Here is an 18,095-nt window from a genome sequence, read left to right on the forward strand (position 1 = left end):
GGACAACGTGGGTCCGGTGGACCGCTTCCAGCGGGGTGCTGTGGCGGAGGCGGTGGTGGAGGCCGCGCGCAACCCGGGGGTGGGTGGCGCGATGGTGGGTGCCGGTGTGGGGGTGGCGCTGGGGCAGCAGGCCGCGGGGGTGGTGGGTGGGGCGCTTCCCCCGCCATTGCCGTCCGCGGCGCAGTACCACGTGGAGTTGAGCGGGGCGGCGGCTGGGCCGTTCCCGTTGGAGCACCTGCGGGGGTTGGTGGGGTCGGGGCAGGTGACGGCGCAGACGTTGGTGTGGACGGCAGGGATGGCCGGGTGGGCGGCGGCTGGGTCGGTGCCCGCGGTGGCGGCGCTGTTCGGGACCACGCCGCCGCCGTTGCCGGGTGGTGGGCGGGGATGAGCGGGCCCTCGGGCGAGCCGCCGCGGGGTTCGGGAAGCGCGGCACCGCCGCCGTTGCCGCCTCGGCCGGGGAGGTCGACGCCGCCGCCGTTGCCAGGCGGGGCTTCGGTGTCTGGTGTGGAGGGTGGCGCTCGCCTGCACCCGACCGAGGGGACGCGGACATACCCCTGTCGGCGGTGCGGTGGGGAGTTGGTGTTCGACATCGCAGGACAACGGCTGGTCTGTCCACAGTGCGGCAACGCCCAGGACGTCGTGGAGAACCGCGGGCACTCTGTTGTCGAGCACGACTTCGAGGGTGCGTTGCGCAGTGCGCGCGGGTTGACCGGCGAGGTCCAGGAGAAGGAGATCGTGTGCCAGAACTGCGGTGGGCACACCACGTTCTCCGGGTCGTTGACGGCTTCCCGCTGCCCCTACTGCGCCACGCCGATCCAGCGGGATGACGTGCAGGACGCCCCGGGTCGGGTCGGGGTGGACGCCGTGCTGCCGTTCCGCGTGGACGAGCGGGCCGGGCGGGAGTTGGTGGAGCGGTGGATCGGGAGCCGGTGGTTCGCGCCCTCGGAGTTCACCCGGTACAAGGAGACCGGGGCGTTCTCCAGCGTGTACCTGGCCTACTTCAGCTACGACGCGCGGGCGGACAGCGAGTACGACGGGGAGCGGGGGCGCCGGTACACGGTGACCGTCGGGTCCGGCAAGCAGCGGCGGACGCAGACGCGGGTGGACTGGACGCCGGTGCGGGGGCGGGTGGTGAACGCGTTCGACGACCTGCCCGTGCTGGCCAACACCGGGGTGGACGTCGAGAAGGTGGCCGCGTTGGAGCCGTGGCCGACGCACGAGGCGCGGCCGTTCTCGCACGAGTACCTGGCCGGGCACCTGAGCCGCACCTACGACGTGGGGGTGGCGGAGGCGTTCGAGCTGGCCAAGGGACGGATGGCGGGCGTGGTCGAGGCGGCGGTGCGGGTGGACATCGGTGGTGACGCGCAGCAGGTGCACCGGGTGGACACGCGGTACTCCGACGTGCGGTTCAAGCACCTGTTGATGCCGATCTGGTTGTTGACTGTGCTGCACCGGGGTGAGCCGTTCCAGGTGTGCGTGAACGGGGTGACCGGTGAGGTGCAGGGCAGGCGGCCGGTCAGCGCCGTGAAGGTCGTGGCGGCGGTGGTGCTCGCCGTCGTCGTGCTGGTGGGGTTGTACCTGCTGGTCCAGGGAATCCGCGGGAGGTAGGCGTCGTGATCAAGGTCTTGGTCGTCGTGCTGGTGCTGCTGGTGGTCGGCGGGGTGTGGTTCGCCTCGTCGCTGGCCTCGCACGCCAAGCGCAAGCAGGTGGCGCAGAGCGGGATCGCGGGCGGGACGCCGGTGCCCGCGTCGTGGGCGGGTGACCACTCGCCGGAGGCCCGGATGCACCGGCGGTTGGTGGCCGCGTCCCGGGCGTTGGAGTCGCTGCCGCTGGGCGATGTGGCGTCGATCGAGCGGAAGGTGGACATCGAGCAGCGGATCAACGGGATCAACGCGCAGCTGGTGTCCGCCGCCGTGGTGAGCGGGGGGAGCAAGGCCCAGATCCTGGCTGCTTTGGAGGCCCAGGTGGCCGAGGTGGAGGGGGATGTGGCGCGGGTGGTGGTGGACCGGCGCGGCCTGGGCTGAGGGGTCGCGGGGGCGGGTCCGTGGAACGCGGCCTACGGGCGCAGGGCGTAGCCGAGGCCGCGGACGGTGTGCAGCAGGCGGGGGCCGTGGGCCTCCAGCTTGCGGCGCAGGGCGCTGACGTGGACCTCGACCAGGTTGACGTCGTAGTGCTCGTAGCCCCACACCGCGCCGAGGATCTGGGTCTTGCCGACCACGGCGCCGCGCCGGGAGGCCAGGAACGCCAGCAGCTTCAGCTCCGTGGCGGTCAGCTCCAGGACCGCGCCCGCGCGGGTGGCGGTGCCCGCGTCGATGTCCAGGACCAGGTCACCGATCCGCTGCACCGGGGTGGCGCGGCCCGCGCGGCGCAGCACCGCGGCCACCCTGGCGACCAGTTCCGCGAGCACGTAGGGCTTGACGAGGTAGTCGTCGGCGCCGTCGTGCAGGCCGCGCAGCCGGTCGTCCACGGCGTCGCGGGCGGTGGCGAGGATGACCGGGGTGCCGGTGCGGCGGACCACGGCCAGCAGCTCGAAGCCGTCGCGGCCGGGCAGCATGACGTCGAGGACCACCAGGTCGGGGCGGAAGTCGGTGAGGGCCTGTTCGAGGGCGGTGCCGTCGGTGAGGGCGAGGACGCGGTGGCCCGCCCCGGCCAGCGCGGTGCGCGCGGACTCGCGGATCGCCGGGGCGTCTTCGACGAGGAGGATGCGGGGGGCGTCCACGGGCGCATCCTGCCACCGCGGGGCCCCGGCGGGTGGCCGGGGCCCGGCGGCGGGCGGTCAGAAGCGGCCGAAGACCCAGTTGCCGGGGGCGCCCTCCTCGGCGCCGCGGAAGAACTGGGCGACGGCGGCGGCGTACTCGGGCTTGCTGACGAAGCCGTCGCCGTCGGCGTCGATGGCGGCGAACCCGGCGGCGCTCTCGGTGCGGGTGATGCCGAGCTGGGCGTCGAGGGACACCCACTCGCTCTCGCTGATCAGGCCGTCGCCGTCGACGTCGACCACGTCGCGCACGGCCACGCCGAGCTTGACCGCGCCGTCGACGACGTCGTCGATGTCGGCGGCGCGCAGGAACTCGTCGCGGCCGATGCGCAGGTCGCCGTCGGCGTCGAGGGCGTCGCTGAGCGCCCGCCACAGGGCGGCGGCCTCGCGCTTGACGATCCTGGCCTCCAACGAGTCGCCCGCGCCCGCGGCGCGCACCGCCTTGGCGGCGAACAGCTCGAAGTCGTCCTCCTCGAGGTAGCCGTTGCCGTCGGCGTCGAGCAGGCCGAACAGCCGCTGCAGCTTGGTCTCCTGGATAGCAGTGGGCACGCGCCCATCCCTTCCCCTGCGAACCGGACGAAACACCGCGGATCATGTCGGTGTCCGACTGGCCGGGGCACCCCCCGAACGGGCAGCAGCCCTCACCCGGAAGGGTTTTCCACTCCGTCACGGTCCGCCCACTCCAGCAGTGGCGCCAGGGAGAACGGGGTGTCGTCGATGCCCGCGTGCAGGTCCCCGAGCTCGGCGAAGCGGGCGGGGACGGTGGTGATGGTGAGGTCGCGGGGTTCGACGGTGTCGACCTCGTCCCAGCGCAGGGGGGTGGAGACGGTGGCCGCGGGGACGCCGCGCACCGAGTAGGCGCTGGCGATGGTGTGGTCGCGGGCGTTCTGGTTGAAGTCGACGAAGACCGCGCGGGGGTCGCGGTCCTTGCGCCACCAGGCGGTGGTGGCCTCGGGGGTGCGGCGCTCGACCTCGCGGGCGAAGGCGAGCGCGGCGCGGCGCACCTGTCCGAAGTCCCAGTCGGGGTGGGTGCGGACGTAGACGTGCAGGCCGTCGCCGCCGGAGGTCTTGGGGTAGCCGACGGCGCCGAGCTCGGCCAGCACCTCCTCGACGACGTGGGCGACCCGGCGGACGGTGGCGAAGTCGCACTCGGGCATGGGGTCGAGGTCGATGCGCCACTCGTCGGGCTTCTCGGTGTCGGCGCGCCGGGAGTTCCAGGGGTGGAACTCGACGGTGGACATCTGCACGGCCCACACGACGTCGGCGAGCGTGGTGACGCACAGCTCGTCGGCGTGGCGGTCGTAGCGGGGGAAGTGCACGCGCACGGTCTGCACCCACCGGGGTGCGCCGTGCGGGAGGCGCTTCTGGTGCACCTTCTCGCCCTCGATGCCCTCGGGGTAGCGGTGGAGCATGCAGGGGCGCTCGCGCAGGGCGCGGACGATGCCGTCGCCGACGCCGAGGTAGTAGCGGGCGAGGTCGAGCTTGGTCGCGCCGAGCGCGGGGAAGTACACCCGGTCCGGGTTGGAGATGCGGACCACCTGCTCCCCGACCTCCAGCTCGACGGCGGGGGTGCTGCCCTTGGCTGCCATGGCGCCACGGTAGCGGCTGTCCGCGCTGATCACCGGGGTCGCGCGCCCGGTCGGGATGTCTTTACCGAACCCGTACGCAGCGCGTACGTCCTGCACACCCGCAGGGCCGCGCTGTGCGGCACAGTGGCCTGGTGCGAACTACATCCTTGCGCCGCCGGGTGACCGTCACCGGCCTGATCGTCCTGGGGCTGACGCTGCTCACCCTGGGCGTGGTGGTGCGCGTGGCCTTCACCGCGCAGGTCGAGCGCGGGCTCGACAGCGCGCTGGCCGGGCGGGCGCAGTTGGCCCGGCAGCTGGCGCGGCAGGACGTCGGGCCCGCCGCGCTGGTGCGCCGGGTGGACGCGCGGGGGGTGCGGGTGGGGTTGACGCTGCCGGACGGGCAGGTCTTCGGGGACACCGGGGCGGCGCCGGAGCCGGGGGTGCGGCGGGTGCGGGTGACGTTGGCGGAGGGGCGGTTGGCCGGGGCGGTGCTGGTGCTCAGCGCCGACACGTCGGTGCTGGAGTCGGCGGAGTCGGCGCTGGACCGGGTGCTGCTGCTCGGCGGGGCGGGCGCGCTGCTGGTGGCGGCGCTGGCGCTGCTGTGGGGGATGCGGGCGGCGTTGGCGCCGCTGGACGCGATGACCGCGCTGGCGCGGGCGACGGCGGCGGGCGGGCGCGGGGGGCGGTTGGTGCCGACGCGGCCGGACACCGAGCTGGGGCGGGCGGCGGTGGCGTTCGACGAGATGCTGGACAGCCTGGAGGGGGCGGAGGACCGGTTGCGGCAGTTCGTGTCGGACGCCGCGCACGAGCTGCGGACGCCGGTCGCGGGGGTGCAGGCGGCGGCCGAGGCGGTGGTGTCGCTGGGCCCGGAGGCCGATGTGGACACCCGGGACCGGTTGCACCTGCACCTGGTGCGGGAGTCGCGGCGGGCGGCGCGGTTGGTCGACGACCTGCTGGACCTGGCGCGGTTGGACGCCGGGGTGCGGCTGCGGTGGGAACCGGTGGAGCTGATGGACCTGGTGCGCGAGCACGTCGACGGGCAGCGGTTGGTGGCGCCGGGGGTGGGGTTCGAGGTGCGGGGCGGGCCGGTGCGGGTGCGGGCCGACTCCGAGCGGGTGCGGCAGGTGCTGGGGAACCTGACGACGAACGCGCGGCGGGCCGCGGGTGAGCGCGGGCGGGTCGTGCTGTCGGTGGGGGTGGCGGGCGGGTTCGCGGTGGTGGACGTCGAGGACAGCGGCCCCGGGGTGGCGGACGCGGACCGGGAGCGGATCTTCGGGCGGATGGTGACCAGCGGGGGCGCGGGTGCTGGGTTGGGGTTACCGATCGCGCGCGGCATCGCCCGGGCGCACGGGGGCGATCTGGTGTGCGTGGCGGGGAGCCGGTTCCGGTTGTCCCTGCCGGTGGAGCGGGGGCCGACGAGGCCGGTTCAGGATGGGGCCGCGTCGACGGATCACGGAGCAGGCCAGGTTGGAGGTGGCGTGATGTAGGTCGACTCGCCGTGCGGCGCGGGTGCGCGGCTGGCGGAAGTCCTCACGGGACAGCAGGAGACGCGTTTCGACAGGCCAGCGGACAGCGCCAAGAGCGAAACCGCGCGGGGTAAGCCGTGCGGGGCGGAAACGTGCGGGACGGGAGCTGCGCGAGGCAGAACGTGCGGGGCGGAACCGCGCGAGGCGAAGCCGCACAAGGTAGGGCCGTGCGGGGTAGGGCCGCGGCCGACATCGTGGTCCTCGGGCATCGGCGGGGTGGCCACGTCGACCGCGCGCGTTCGACACCGCGCCCGGCAGCGGCGCCAAGTCAGCACCGTTGCGGTCGATTGTCGTCGGTCCGGTGTCCGGTCGAGCGGACCCTACGTCTTGATGAGGCCGTCCAACCTGCCGTCGTGTCCGGTGAGGACCTGGTGGGGGTCGGCGCCGAGGACGTCCGCGACCAGGGTGCCGTAGATGTCGCGGAAGTCGGTGGTCGCCTTGAGGTCGTCGTCGTCGAGGTCGGTCAGCGACGGTTGTTCGCCGTGGAAGCCGCCCGTGACGGGGGCGCCCAGCAGGAACACGGGGCCCGCGGTGCCGTGGTCGGTGCCGTGGGAGGCGTTGGCGCGCACGCGGCGGCCGAACTCGGAGTACACGAGCACGACCACCTTGCGGCCCCGGTCGGTGCCCTGCATGCGGCGGACGAACGGGGTGAGGGCGCCGTCGAGCTCGGTGAGCAGCCGCTGCTGGGTGCCGCGCTCGTCGGCGTGGGTGTCGAAGCCGCCGAGCGAGACCGAGTAGGCGCGGGTCGGCACGCCCGCCTCCACCAGGTTGGCCACCAGGGACAGCTGCTTGCCCAGGGCGGAGCCGCCGCCCGCCGAGGCGCCCCTGGTGGACTCCTCGTCCTCGTCGGGCTCGGTCGGGTCCTGGGCCGCGGTGGCGGCGCGGGTGACGACGTCGGCGCTGCGGTGCAGGTCGGTGATGGCCTTGGCCGCGCGCGCCCGCCACGGGTCCTCGCCCGCCTGCTCGGCACCCAGGGCCGCAAACGCTTTCGCCAGGGTGCCGCGCGGCAGGGCGAGGCCGTCGACGGGGTAGCTCGCCGCCCCGCCGCGCTCCCCGGCGAACAGGGCGGGCAGCACCGGCTCGACCGACAGCGCGTGCAGCGGGTCGCCGTCGAGGGTGTCGAGCCAGCGGCCCAGCCACCCCGTCTGCGCGGGGGAGTCGGGGGCCGCGGTCTGCCAGATGGCCATGGAGCGGAAGTGGCTGTGGTCGGGTTCGGGGTAGCCGACGCCGCGCACCACGGCGAGCTGGTCGGCGTCCCACAGCTGCTTGAGGCCCTTGAGGCCGGGGTTGAGCCCGAGCCCCTCCCCCAGGTCCAGCACGTCCTCGGGGCGGTAGGCCAGGTCGGGGCGCAGGTCCTGGTAGGTCTTGTCGCCCGCGGGGACGACGGTGTTGAGGCCGTCGTTGCCGCCGTAGAGGGTGACCACGACCAGGACGCCGTCGTCGGGGCCCAGCGGGGACGAGTCGGCGGCGGACATGAGCGCGCCCCAGTTCACCTGGGTGGCGCCCGCGGCGAGGGCGCCCGCGCCCACGACGCCGGTCGCGGCGAGGAAGCGCCTGCGGGTCAGCGGGTCCATCGGTCCTCCCTCATCCGCTCACGACGTACTCGGGTGCGCACGCCGCGACGGTCACCAGGTGCTTGGGGTCGGCGCGGACCTGCTCCAGCGCCGACGTCGTGCGGGGCGACCAGGCGTCGACGCCCAGCAGTGTCCGGGCGCCCTCGACCGGGTCGGACCCGACCGCGGACAGGTCCGCGCCTGCGACGACGGCCTGGGCGAGGGCGAGCCGGGCGGCGCCCGCCGAGGTCGTCAGCCACGCGCCGGCGGCGGGCCAGCCGCCGACGCTGGGCGGGCGCAGGGGGACCTGGCCCATGCCGGTGAGGCCCTTCCTGACCTTCGCCAGGGTCTTGTCCGGCAGCGCCGCCGGGGCCACGCCCAGTGCCCGGCACAGGCCGGTGAACCAGTCGACGGGCTGCTTGACCAGGGTGTTCGCCGGGTCGCGGAAGGCCGGTTCGGCGGTGATGGCGCGCAGCGCGGCGGCGGTGTCGCGGCCGGGGCCGTAGGCGGCGACCACCCGGTCGAGGGCGTCAGCGGGCGGGGGCGCGGCGGACACCAGGCGGAACCACAGCCTGCCGACGACGAACCGGGCGGACTCGGGGCGGGCGAGGACCCGGGCGACGAACCCGGGCGCGTCCAGCGGGGCCCGGTCCCCGAAGAGGGTCACCGGGGCCCGCTCGTGCCGGTCGGGGTCGAAGGTGGCGGTGTCCCGGTCGCGGGTGGCCCGCCAGCCGGTGAGGGCCTTGGCGGCCTCGCGCACGTCGGTCTCGGTGTAGTGGCCGATGCCGAGGGCGAACAGCTCCAGGAACTCCCTGGCCAGGTTCTCGTTGGGGGCGCCGGCGCGGTTGTCGTTGCCGTCGAGCCACAGCAGCAGCGCCGGGTCGGTGACCATGGCGGTCGCCAGGTCGGTGAAGGAGCCGGTGGCGTGGGCGCGCAGCGCCTGGTTCTGGACGAGCATCAGCCGCGGGCTGCGGACCTTCTGCTCGGAGGTGGCGAAGTGGCCGTGCCAGAACCAGGTCAGCCGCTCGGTGGCGGTGGTGTCGGCGACCAGCCGGTCCAGCCACCACACCGCGACCCGGCGCTCCTGCTCGGCGCGGGCGGCGTTGGCGCGGCGCTTGGCCTCCTTGCCGCCCGTGCCGCCTGTGCCGCCCTTGTCGCCCTTGCCCGCCGCCGCGGGCCGCGGGAGGGGGTCGAGCCGCGGCGGGGTGACCGGGGCGGGCGGGGCCAGCAGGCGGTCCAGGGTCTCGCCGAAGGCCCGGTCGAGGTCACCGGGGCGCGGGCCGAGGGCGAGGCGGTCCAGCAGCCTGCGCACGGCGGCCCGGTCGTCGAGCGGGGTCATGGCCCCGAGCATGGCCCCGCGGGGGTGGGCCGCGCCCGCGCCGGGGCCCGTTCTTCAGCTGATCTACAGGTCCGGGCCGGTGAGCACCGGGATGGCCTCGACGCCGTAGACGATGGAGGTCTCGCGGAAGGTCAGCGGGGCGTCGGAGGCCAGGCGCAGGTGCGGGAAGCGGCGCACCAGGGCCGGGTAGGCCGCGCGCAGCTCCATCCTGGCCAGTTCCGCGCCGATGCAGCGGTGGGCGCCGTGGCCGAAGGCGACGTGCGGGTTGGGCGCGCGGGTCGGGTCGAACTCGCGGATGCCCTCGCCCAGGGCCGGGTCGCGGTTGGCGGCGCTGAGCGAGAGGGCGACCACGTCGCCCGCGCTCACCGGTTGGCCCGCGATGACGGTGTCCTCCCTGGCGAAGCGCAGGAAGGCGACCTGCACCACGGTCAGGTAGCGCAGCATCTCCTCGACGAAGGGGTTGACGGCGCTGTCGTCCTCGCGCAGCCGGGTGGCGTGCCGGTCGTCGCCGAGGAGCATGAGCGCGCCCAGGGCGATCATGCTGGCGGTGGTCTCGAAGCCGCCGGTGAGCACGCCGTCGGCCAGGCCTGCGAGCTCCTCGTCGGTGACCTCGTCGCCGTGCTCGCGGATGATCATGCCGATGAGCCCGTCGCCGGGGTCGCGGCGCTGCTGGGCGACGACCTTGTGCATGTAGGCCAGCGACTCGGAGATGTGGCCGAACCCGGCCCCGGCGCCGCCGAAGAGGTCGAAGCGGGCCTCGGCCAGGCGCTGGAACTCCTCGCGGTCGGCGTAGGGCACGCCGAGCAGCTCGCAGATCGTCAGCGACGGGATGGGCAGGGCGAACTTCTCCACCAGGTCCACCGGGCCCGGCGCCTCGGCCATGCTGTCGAGGCAGTCGGCGATGATCTCGTCGATGCGCGGGGCGAGCCTGGCCAGCCTGCGCATGGTGAACTCCGGGGTGAGCACCTTGCGCAGCCGGGTGTGCACGGGCGGGTCGGCGAAGCCGAGGCCGCCGGGGTTCTGCTCCAGCTCCAGGATCTTGCCGAGGTGGGCGAAGTCGTTGCTGAAGTGCGCGGTGTCGGCCAGCACCTGCTTGACCACGTCGTGCCCGGTGACCAGCCAGAGCGTGACCCCGAACGGCACCGGCAGCTGCGTGATCGGCCCCTCGTCGGCGATGCGGTCCAGCTCCGGGACCGGTACCACCCCGTCGCGCCGCAGCGGCACCAGGGCCCCCTCGGGCAGCAGCGACAGCGCCCGCGGCCCCACCCGCTTGAGCACCGCCCTGGTCACCACCCGGCGCACCCACGACAGCGCGTTCCTGCCCATGGTCAGCATGTTCGCCCACTCCCCACCCTGTTCCAGCGGGGTCACCGTATCCCGTGGCCGCTGAGAGCCCGTCCGGGTGTGCCGGGGTGTGACCATCCGCGCACGTCGCGGACCTCGAATCAGTCGAACGTTTGTTCGAATCGATGGTAGGGTTCCGGGGTGGGGATGAGCGACACCCCGGGAGCGGTCCGGATCTACCACCCCTGGCCCGCCCCGGTTCGCGCGGTGCCCTACGACGACCCCAGCGACCTGTGGCAGATGCGCCGCTGGGTGGAGTCGCAGCGCGCCGCGGGCAAGACCGGAGCACGGTTCACCGTCGACTGGCGAGAGGACACAGCAGTGGGCGTACTGCACGACGACGGCGGCCTCATCGCGGAGGTCCGCCCCTCCGACTTCCTGGTCCGCACCGACCGCGATTGGCGGGTGATGGGCGCCGGGGCGTTCTGGCGCACCTACCGGGAGGCCACCGCCTGAGACCCGTCCGGGGCGGACAGCTCCGGGAGGTGTTGCGCGGCCCTCCCGGAGCGGCGGCCGCGGGCCGTGGCGGGTTCCCGCCGTGGCCCGCGGTTCGCGCCCCGGCCACCCCGCCACCGCCGCGGTCCTCGCCGGACCGTGACGGAAAGTCACTGCCGTCCCGAGGGGTGGACATGGGGGATGATTCGGCCCATGCGCAAGCTCCTCCTGCTGCCCGCCGCCCTCCTGCTCGCGGCGGCGTGTGCCCCGGCCGACCAGGCCGACCAGTCCGGCGCGCCCTCCGGGGGCGCCACCGGGTGCGACAAGGCCTCGCTGCCGACCCTGGCGGCGGGCAAGCTCACCTTCGGCACCGACGAGCCGGTGTACCAACCGTGGTACGTCGACAACGACCCCGCCAACGGCAAGGGCTTCGAGAGCGCGGTGGCCTACGCGATCGCGGACAAGCTCGGGTACGGCAAGGGGGACGTGACCTGGACCCGGGTCACCTTCAACGCCGCCATCCAGCCCGGTCCCAAGACCTTCGACCTCGACTTCAACGAGTTCTCCATCACCGACGAGCGCAAGCAGGCCGTCGACTTCTCCTCCCCCTACTACGACGTGGCGCAGGCCGTCGTCGCGGTCAAGGGCGGCAAGGGCGAGGTGAAGTCCCTGGCGGACCTGAAGAAGGTGAAGCTGGGCGCGCAGGTGGGCACCACCAGCTACACCGCGGCGGCGGCGTTGCGGCCCGAGCAGCAGGTGGCGGTCTACAACACCAACGACGACGCCAAGGCCGCGCTCGCCGCGGGCCAGGTCGACGCGATCGTGGTGGACCTGCCCACCGCCTTCTACATCACCTCCGCCGAGCTGGACAACGGCGTCATCGCCGGGCAGCTGCCGCAGTCGGGGGGCACGCCCGAGCAGTTCGGCGCGGTGCTGGACAAGGGCAGCAAGCTCACCGCGTGCGTGTCGAAGGCCGTCGACGACCTGCGGGCCGAGGGCACCCTGGACAAGATCGAGCAGGAGTGGCTGGCCGCGGCGGGCAACGCGCCCGAGCTGAAGTGACCAGCGCGCTCCAGCTCGAACGCGCGGCCTACCGGCGGACGCGGGCGCGGCGGTCGACGGCCGTCGCGCTCGTGTCCACCGCCGCCTTCGCCGCGGTGCTCTACTTCGGCGTCACCGGGTCGCCGGGGTGGCCGCGGGTGCGCGACTCCTTCCTGGACTGGCGGGTGGCGCTGGCGTCGCTGCCCGCGGTCCTGGAGGGGTTGTGGCTCAACGTCCGCGTGCTGGTGGTGTGCGCGGCGGCGATCCTGGTGGTGGGGCTGCTGGTGGCGGGGGCGCGCACGCTGCGCGGCCCGGTGTGGTTCCCGGTGCGGGTGCTCGCCACCGCGTACGTGGACCTGTTCCGCGGGGTGCCGCTGCTGATCTGCATGTACCTCATCGGGTTCGGGCTGCCCGGGCTGCGGCTGACCGGGGTGCCCACCGACCCGGTGGTGCTGGGCGGGGTGGCGCTGGTGCTGACCTACTCGGCGTACGTGGCCGAGGTGTTCCGGGCGGGCATCGAGTCGGTGCACCCGTCGCAGGTGGCCGCGGCGCGGTCGCTGGGCCTGGACCACCGGCGCGCGATGCGGCTGGTGGTGCTCCCGCAGGCGGTGCGGCGGGTGCTGCCCGCGCTGCTCAACGACTTCGTGGCGCTGCAGAAGGACGTCGGGCTGATCTCGGTGCTGGGCGCGGTCGACGCGGTGCGCGCGGCGCAGATCGAGGTGTCGCAGCGCTACGACTTCACCCCGTACGTGGTGGCGGCGCTGCTGTTCGTGCTGCTGGCCGCCCCGTCGGGGCGGTTGGCCGACCACGTCGCGCGGCGGTCCGCGCGCCGGGAGGGGGCGCTGTGACGGTGCTGCGGGTGCGGGGTCTGGTCAAGGAGTACGGCGGCAGGCGGGTGCTCGACGGGGTCGACCTGACCGTCGAGGAGGGGCAGGTGGTGGCGCTCATCGGCGCGTCCGGGTCGGGCAAGTCGACCCTGCTGCGCTGCGTGAACCTGCTGGAGGACCTCGACGACGGCCAGGTCGAGCTGCTCGGCCGCGACATCTCCGACCCCCGGGTGGACCCCGACCGGGCGCGGCGGGACATGGGGGTGGTCTTCCAGGCCTACAACCTGTTCCCGCACATGTCGGTGCTGCGCAACGTCGTGCTGGCCCCCACGGTCGTGCACGGGGTGCCCGAGGCGGAGGCGACCACCCGGGCGCTGGCGCTGCTGGAGCGGGTGGGTCTGGCGGACAAGGCGCGCGCCTACCCCGACCGGCTCTCCGGCGGGCAGCAGCAGCGGGTCGCCCTGGTCCGCGCCCTGGCCTACGACCCGGCCCTGCTGCTGCTCGACGAGATCACCAGCGCGCTCGACCCGGAGCTGGTCGGGGAGGTGCTGGCCCTCGTGCGCGAGATCGCCGCGGGCGGGCGCACGATCCTGATGGCCACGCACGAGATGGGCTTCGCCAAGCAGGTAGCCGACCTGGTCTGCTTCCTCGACGGCGGCCGGGTGGTGGAGTCGGGTTCGCCCGAGCAGGTCCTCGGCGACCCCGAGCAGCCCCGGACCAGGGAGTTCCTCCGCCGGGTGCTGGACTCCGGCCGCCTCTGACGCCCCGCCCGCCCGCCCCGCCCGGCCTGCGGACCGGCGACGCGGACCTGCTGGGCGGCGGGCGCGGTGTGGCATGATTCGACGCCCGAGAGGTCGGGGTTGGCCTTCGGCGGGAGGACCGTGAGCGGACGCGGCCGGGACGAGGGGTTCGCCGCCGCGCTGCGGGCGCTGGTGGCCCGCACCGGGGTGGAGCGCGCCCGCGGGGTGGACCGGGTGCTGGTCACCCGGTACCGCCGGGGGGTGGACCTGCCGCGCAGCGCGGGCGAGGTGCGGCGGCCGGCGGGCGACCTCGGCGCGGACGAGGTCGAGGCCACCCGGTCGCACCGCACCTGGGCCCGGGGCGCCGACGACGAGACGGCGGCGCTGCCGCGGCCCCCGCGGGCGGCGCGGCCGCGGTCGGTGGCGCCGGTCGTGGTGGTCACCGCGGTGGTGGCGGCGACGGTGAGCACGCTGCTGACCGCGTTGGTGCTGCGCGCGGTGCCCGCCGCCCCGCCGCCCGCCGGGGACGCGCGGCAGGCGCCCACGGCCACGGCGTACTCGGTGCCGCTGCCCGACCGGGCCGCGGCCGCGCCCGGCGGGTCGTGCGCGGGTCAGGTGCCGCGGCCGAGCAGCAACGCCGGGGACGCGACGGTGGCGTTCCGGGTCGAGCAGACCTGCGACGACCTGGTGGGCTCGCACGAGGTGACCGTGGTCCTGCAGGTCCTGCGGGAGGACCCGGGCGGGCCGGTGTGGGTCGACGCCGCCGAGCCCGCGCACGCGGCGATGCCCGGGCCGGGGTCGGTGTGGCCGTCGGGCCGCACGCCGTGCGCGCCGCTGCGCGGCGCCCTGGTGCGCGCCACCGCGATCGCGGTGGTGCACCCGGCGGGCGGGGGCCGGACCAGCCGGGTGCTGTCCTCGCCCCCGGCGCGGGTGGCCTGCGGCTGAGCGCTCAGTCCTGTTCGGACTTGGGCTTGGCCGCGCGCAGCGACCCCGGCTTGGCCGTGGCCGACGGGTCGTTGCGGGTCTTGACCAGGCTGGCGATGGTCACCACGGCGAGGATCACCACGATGACGCCCAGGCTCACCGGGGTGGGGATCTCCGGGACGCTGGGGCTGATGTCCACGTGCGCCCAGTGCAGGATCAGCTTCGCGCCGATGAACGCCAGGATGATCGCCAGCCCGGTGGACAGGTACACCAACCGGTCGAGCAGGCCCTTGACCAGGAAGTACAGCGCGCGCAGGCCCAGCAGGGCGAAGGCGTTCGCGGCGAAGACGATGAACGGCTCCTCGGTGACGCCGAACACCGCCGGGATGGAGTCCAGGGCGAACAGCAGGTCGATGCCGCCGATGGCCACCAGCACCAGGAACAGCGGCGTGGCCACCCGCTTGCCGTCGAGCCGGGCGAACAGCTTGCCGCCGTGGTACTCGTCGCTGATCGGGAACATCCGGCGGGCCAGCTTCACCACGCCGTTGTCCTCGATGTCGGGCTCCTCGTCGCGGTGGCGGAACAGCTGCACCGCGGTGAACACCAGGAGGATGCCGAACAGCAGGAACATGACGGAGAACAGGTTCAGCAGCGCGGCGCCGACGATGATGAAGATCGCGCGCATGATGAGCGCCAGCACGATCCCGAACGTGAGCACCTTGTGCTGGTGCTTCTCCGGCACCGCGAACGTCGTCATGATGATCACGAAGACGAACAGGTTGTCGACGCTGAGCGACTTCTCCACGATGTAGCCCGCGAAGAACTCGGTCCCGTACTCCCCGCCCGCGATCATGGTGAACACCACGCCGAACGCCACCGCGACCAGGATGTAGAACACCGACCAGGCCACGGCCTCCTTGAACCCCACCCGGTGCGGCCGCCACGCCGCGAGGGCGAGGTCCACCGCGAGCAGCAGCACCACCAGCCCCACGGTGGCGAACCACGCGAGCGCACTGACCTCCAGCACCGACACCTCCGAGAACCCGACCTGCTGCCGCCGAGATTAGGGCAAATCGGACGGAAGCGCTCGTGCCAGTGGCCCACGGCGCACTCCGCCGCAGGTCACGCTACGAGAACCGGTGCGTCTCCGCTCGCTGACGGGTGGTCGGGGCGGTGTGATCCCGGGGTGCGGGCTTCTCGGCCGGCCTGCCCCGGGGTGGCACAAGCAGAACCGCCCTCCCCGGGGACGGGGAGGGCGGTTCTCGTCGAGCGCGGGGTCAGCCGATGCCCATGCCCTTGGCCAGCAGGGGCCAGCTCTGGTGCAGGGCCCGCTCCCAGTAGGGCCAGCTGTGGGTGCCCTTGCCGTAGTAGTCCACGGTGGCCGGGATGCCGAGCTGGGTGAGGCGGTCGGTGAAGCTCCGGGAGGTCAGCAGGGTGGAGGCGTCCAGGGGGTCGCCGCTCTTGCCCGCGGGGTCGAGGGGGCCGACCTCGCCGTTGCCGGAGCTGATGTAGAGGTTCACGCCGCGGAACTTCTCGATGTTGGCGTAGGGGTTGTGCTTGGCCCACAGGCCCCAGTTCAGGATCTCCTGGCCCCACAGGTCGTTGAAGTTCCAGAAGCCCTCGCGGACCAGGATGCCCTTGATGACACCCGCGGTGCCGACGAACTGGGTGTTGGGGATGCCCGAGTAGGAGGCCACCGACTTGAAGGTGCCCGGGTAGGCGTAGCCGTAGTACAGCGCGCCGTAGCCGCCGATCGACACGCCCGCGACGGAGCGGTTGGGACCGCCCCGGTAGGCGCGCTCGACGATCTGGAGGACCTCCTTCATGTGGAAGGCCTCCCAGTTGGCCGTCTTGCTCAGGCCCATGTTCCACCACTCCGAGTACATGCCCGCGGGACCGTCGGTGGGCATGACGGTGATGACGCCCTTGTCCGCGAGGAACGAGCGCGCGTCGGTGAACACGTCCCAGGACTGGTAGTCCTTGACCTCGCAGCAGCCGTGCAGCAGCCACAGCTGCGGCCAGGTCTTGGTGGCGGTGGCCGACCAGTCGGCGGGCAGGAAGACCCGGACCATGCCGTTCTTCTTCAGCGCCGGGCTCTGGATCTCCAGGTCGTAGGTGCGGTCGGCGACCTTGGTCTCCTTCACCACCTTCGCGCCGTCGTCCGCGGTGGCCTGCGGGGCGCCGGAGGGCAGCGTGGCCGTCGGCGCGGGGGTGGCGGTCGTGCTGGTGGCGGGCTGGGACGGCCACCACGGGAACAGCGCGGCGTCGGCCGGTCCCTGCACCAGACCCGCCGAGACCACGGCGGTGAGGACCACCGCCGACCCCCCGATCACCGCTCGGCGCAACCGGCGGGATCGGGTGCCCTCACCTCTTTGTGTCCGTGGCATGGGCCGAACTCCATTTCTTGTCACATTCTCACAAGGGAATGTTCCCGTGCTTCTTCGCAGGAAGAGTCTGCTTCTTGGAACGCAATGAACGCAATGCCCTGGCCACCTGGAGGCGGGTTCGCGACGGCGGGATGACCATGTCGACGTACCCTCGCTCCGCGGCGACGTAGGGGGTCGCCTGCCACTGCTGGTAGGCGTCGGTGAGCTTGCGGCGCACCGCTTCGCGCTCGTGCTCGGGGGCGCCCGCGATCTCGCGGCGGTGCAGGATCTGCACCGCGCCCTGGGCGCCCATCACCGCGATCTCCGCGGTGGGCCAAGCGATGTTGACGTCCGCGCCGAGGTGCTTGGAGCCCATCACCGCGTAACCGCCGCCGTAGGCCTTGCGCACCACCACCGTCACCATCGGGACGGTCGCCTCGGCGTAGCTGTAGATGAGCTTGGCGCCGCGGCGGATGATGCCGCCGCGCTCCTGGTCCATCCCGGGCATGTAGCCGGGGACGTCCACCAGGGTCACGATGGGGATGTCGAAGGCGTCGCAGAACCGCACGAACCGCGCGGCCTTCTCCGAGGCGTCGATGTCGATGACGCCGGCGGACACGGTGGGCTGGTTGGCCACCACGCCGACGGTGCGGCCCTCGACCCGGCCGAAGGCGCAGATCATGTTGCGGGCGAACCCGGCGTGGATCTCGGTGAAGTCGCCGTCGTCGAGGACCGCGCGCACGACCTCGTACATGTCGTAGCCCTGGTTCGGCGAGTCCGGGACGAGCTTGTCCAGCGCCAGGTCGGTGGCGGTGAGCTCGGTGTCGTGGTGGAAGCCGTAGACCGGGGCGGGTTCCATGTTGTTCTGCGGCAGGTAGCCCAGCAGGGTCTGCACCCACTCGATCGCGTCGGGCTCGTCGGCGGCGCGGTAGTGGGCGTTGCCGGAGACCTCGCTGTTGGTCTGCGCCCCGCCCAGCTCGGCGTGGGTGACCCGCTGGCCGGTGACGGCGTTGACGACCTCGGGGCCGGTGACGTACATGTGCGAGGTGTCGTCGACCATGACGGTGAAGTCGGTCATCGCCGGGGAGTAGACCGCCCCGCCCGCGCACGGGCCCAGGATCATCGAGATCTGCGGGATGACCCCGGAGGCGTGGGCGTTGCGGCGGCCCAGCTCGGCGTAGTAGGCCAGCGACACCACACCCTCCTGGATGCGCGCGCCGCCGGAGTCGTTGATGCCGATGATGGGGCAGCCCAGCTTCATGGCCAGGTCCATGACCTTGAGGACCTTCTCGCCGAAGACCTCGCCCATGCTGCCGCCGAAGACGGTGAAGTCCTGGGAGAACAGGCACACCTGGCGGCCGTCGACGGTGGCCTCCCCGGTGACGACGCCGTCGCCGTAGGGGCGGTGGGAGTCCATGCCGAAGTCGGTGGTGCGGTGCCGGGCGAACACGTCGAGCTCGGTGAAGGACCCGGGGTCGACGAGCTGGTCGATGCGCTCGCGGGCGGTGAGCTTGCCCTTGGCGTGCTGGCGGTCGGCCGCCCGCTTCTCGGCGAGCCGGATGGCCTCGTCCTGCCGTCCTGCCAGGTCCGCGATGCGGTCGGCGGTGGTCGGGTGGTACCAGCCGTTCTCTCCGAACATCACTGCCTCCTTCCACTCAGGTCAAGCACGGGCGGGTC

At 73.5% G+C, this 18,095-nt stretch carries 18 protein-coding genes; 9 read left to right on the forward strand and 9 right to left on the reverse strand.

Annotated features, from left to right (window positions below; all coding sequences use genetic code 11):
• From BJP25_RS19625 to BJP25_RS19635, 3 genes are all read left to right on the forward strand, one after another.
• Positions 1-388, forward strand: a 388-nt coding sequence (locus BJP25_RS19625) for a DUF4339 domain-containing protein (protein WP_269844558.1), incomplete at its 5' end; no start/stop codon positions are given.
• 191 nt (positions 389-579) lie between these two features.
• Complete coding sequence (locus BJP25_RS19630; protein WP_143219207.1) at positions 580-1,608, forward strand: hypothetical protein; 1,029 nt, start codon at positions 580-582, stop codon at positions 1,606-1,608.
• A gap of 5 nt (positions 1,609-1,613) precedes the next feature.
• Positions 1,614-2,024 carry a hypothetical protein gene (locus tag BJP25_RS19635; RefSeq protein WP_075976454.1) on the forward strand — a complete coding sequence of 137 codons (411 nt, stop codon included), beginning with the start codon at positions 1,614-1,616 and terminating at the stop codon, positions 2,022-2,024.
• A 32-nt stretch (positions 2,025-2,056) separates the two neighbouring features.
• Here BJP25_RS19635 and BJP25_RS19640 read toward each other — a convergent pair whose 3' ends face one another.
• The 3 genes from BJP25_RS19640 to ligD all read right to left on the reverse strand — a co-directional run bounded on the left by BJP25_RS19640 (position 2,057) and on the right by ligD (position 4,344).
• Complete coding sequence (locus tag BJP25_RS19640; RefSeq protein ID WP_075976455.1) at positions 2,057-2,719, reverse strand: response regulator transcription factor; 663 nt, start codon at positions 2,717-2,719, stop codon at positions 2,057-2,059.
• 57 nt (positions 2,720-2,776) lie between these two features.
• Entirely contained in the window at positions 2,777-3,304 is a 528-nt protein-coding gene (locus tag BJP25_RS19645) for an EF-hand domain-containing protein (RefSeq protein WP_075976456.1), read from the reverse strand.
• Positions 3,305-3,396: 92 nt separating this feature from the next.
• The gene (gene ligD / locus BJP25_RS19650) at positions 3,397-4,344 is read right to left on the reverse strand and encodes a non-homologous end-joining DNA ligase (RefSeq protein WP_075976511.1); all 948 of its coding nucleotides are present in this window, start codon (positions 4,342-4,344) and stop codon (positions 3,397-3,399) included.
• Between the two features lie 131 nt (positions 4,345-4,475).
• On the opposite strand from ligD, the gene BJP25_RS19655 reads away from it, so the two are divergent.
• Positions 4,476-5,810, forward strand: coding sequence for a sensor histidine kinase (locus tag BJP25_RS19655; protein WP_084794226.1), 1,335 nt, complete (start codon positions 4,476-4,478; stop codon positions 5,808-5,810).
• Between the two features lie 359 nt (positions 5,811-6,169).
• Here the strand turns inward: BJP25_RS19655 and BJP25_RS19660 are convergent, their stop codons facing one another.
• From BJP25_RS19660 to BJP25_RS19670, 3 genes are all read right to left on the reverse strand, one after another.
• Positions 6,170-7,423: a DUF1501 domain-containing protein gene (locus BJP25_RS19660; protein WP_075976457.1), complete on the reverse strand. Its 1,254-nt coding sequence runs from the start codon at positions 7,421-7,423 to the stop codon at positions 6,170-6,172.
• 10 nt (positions 7,424-7,433) lie between these two features.
• Positions 7,434-8,741, reverse strand: coding sequence for a DUF1800 domain-containing protein (locus tag BJP25_RS19665; protein WP_075976458.1), 1,308 nt, complete (start codon positions 8,739-8,741; stop codon positions 7,434-7,436).
• A 63-nt stretch (positions 8,742-8,804) separates the two neighbouring features.
• Positions 8,805-10,076 (reverse strand): cytochrome P450, encoded by a 1,272-nt coding sequence (locus BJP25_RS19670; protein ID WP_075976459.1) that lies wholly within the window; start codon positions 10,074-10,076, stop codon positions 8,805-8,807.
• Positions 10,077-10,232: 156 nt separating this feature from the next.
• Here BJP25_RS19670 and BJP25_RS33560 point away from each other — a divergent pair, with 156 nt between their 5' ends.
• From BJP25_RS33560 to BJP25_RS19695, 5 genes are all read left to right on the forward strand, one after another.
• Complete coding sequence (locus tag BJP25_RS33560; RefSeq protein ID WP_075976460.1) at positions 10,233-10,541, forward strand: hypothetical protein; 309 nt, start codon at positions 10,233-10,235, stop codon at positions 10,539-10,541.
• 192 nt (positions 10,542-10,733) lie between these two features.
• Positions 10,734-11,582: an ABC transporter substrate-binding protein gene (locus BJP25_RS35720; RefSeq protein ID WP_233158165.1), complete on the forward strand. Its 849-nt coding sequence runs from the start codon at positions 10,734-10,736 to the stop codon at positions 11,580-11,582.
• Positions 11,579-12,409: an amino acid ABC transporter permease gene (locus BJP25_RS35725; protein ID WP_233158166.1), complete on the forward strand. Its 831-nt coding sequence runs from the start codon at positions 11,579-11,581 to the stop codon at positions 12,407-12,409. Before BJP25_RS35720 ends, BJP25_RS35725 begins: the two co-directional genes overlap by 4 nt.
• Positions 12,406-13,149: an amino acid ABC transporter ATP-binding protein gene (locus BJP25_RS19690; RefSeq protein WP_075976463.1), complete on the forward strand. Its 744-nt coding sequence runs from the start codon at positions 12,406-12,408 to the stop codon at positions 13,147-13,149. Before BJP25_RS35725 ends, BJP25_RS19690 begins: the two co-directional genes overlap by 4 nt.
• 120 nt (positions 13,150-13,269) lie before the next feature.
• A complete protein-coding gene (locus BJP25_RS19695) occupies positions 13,270-14,073 on the forward strand; it encodes a hypothetical protein (RefSeq protein WP_075976464.1) in 804 nt (267 codons plus the stop codon).
• 4 nt (positions 14,074-14,077) lie between these two features.
• Here the strand turns inward: BJP25_RS19695 and BJP25_RS19700 are convergent, their stop codons facing one another.
• From BJP25_RS19700 to BJP25_RS19710, 3 genes are all read right to left on the reverse strand, one after another.
• Positions 14,078-15,079, reverse strand: coding sequence for a TerC family protein (locus BJP25_RS19700; RefSeq protein ID WP_075976513.1), 1,002 nt, complete (start codon positions 15,077-15,079; stop codon positions 14,078-14,080).
• Positions 15,080-15,329: 250 nt separating this feature from the next.
• On the reverse strand, positions 15,330-16,244 hold the full coding sequence (locus BJP25_RS19705) for an alpha/beta hydrolase (protein ID WP_408607164.1): 915 nt from the start codon (positions 16,242-16,244) through the stop codon (positions 15,330-15,332).
• Positions 16,245-16,467: 223 nt separating this feature from the next.
• Positions 16,468-18,057 (reverse strand): acyl-CoA carboxylase subunit beta, encoded by a 1,590-nt coding sequence (locus BJP25_RS19710; RefSeq protein ID WP_075976465.1) that lies wholly within the window; start codon positions 18,055-18,057, stop codon positions 16,468-16,470.
• Positions 18,058-18,095: the final 38 nt, after the last annotated feature.

It is taken from the genome of Actinokineospora bangkokensis, from assembly GCF_001940455.1.
Classification (GTDB): domain Bacteria; phylum Actinomycetota; class Actinomycetes; order Mycobacteriales; family Pseudonocardiaceae; genus Actinokineospora; species Actinokineospora bangkokensis.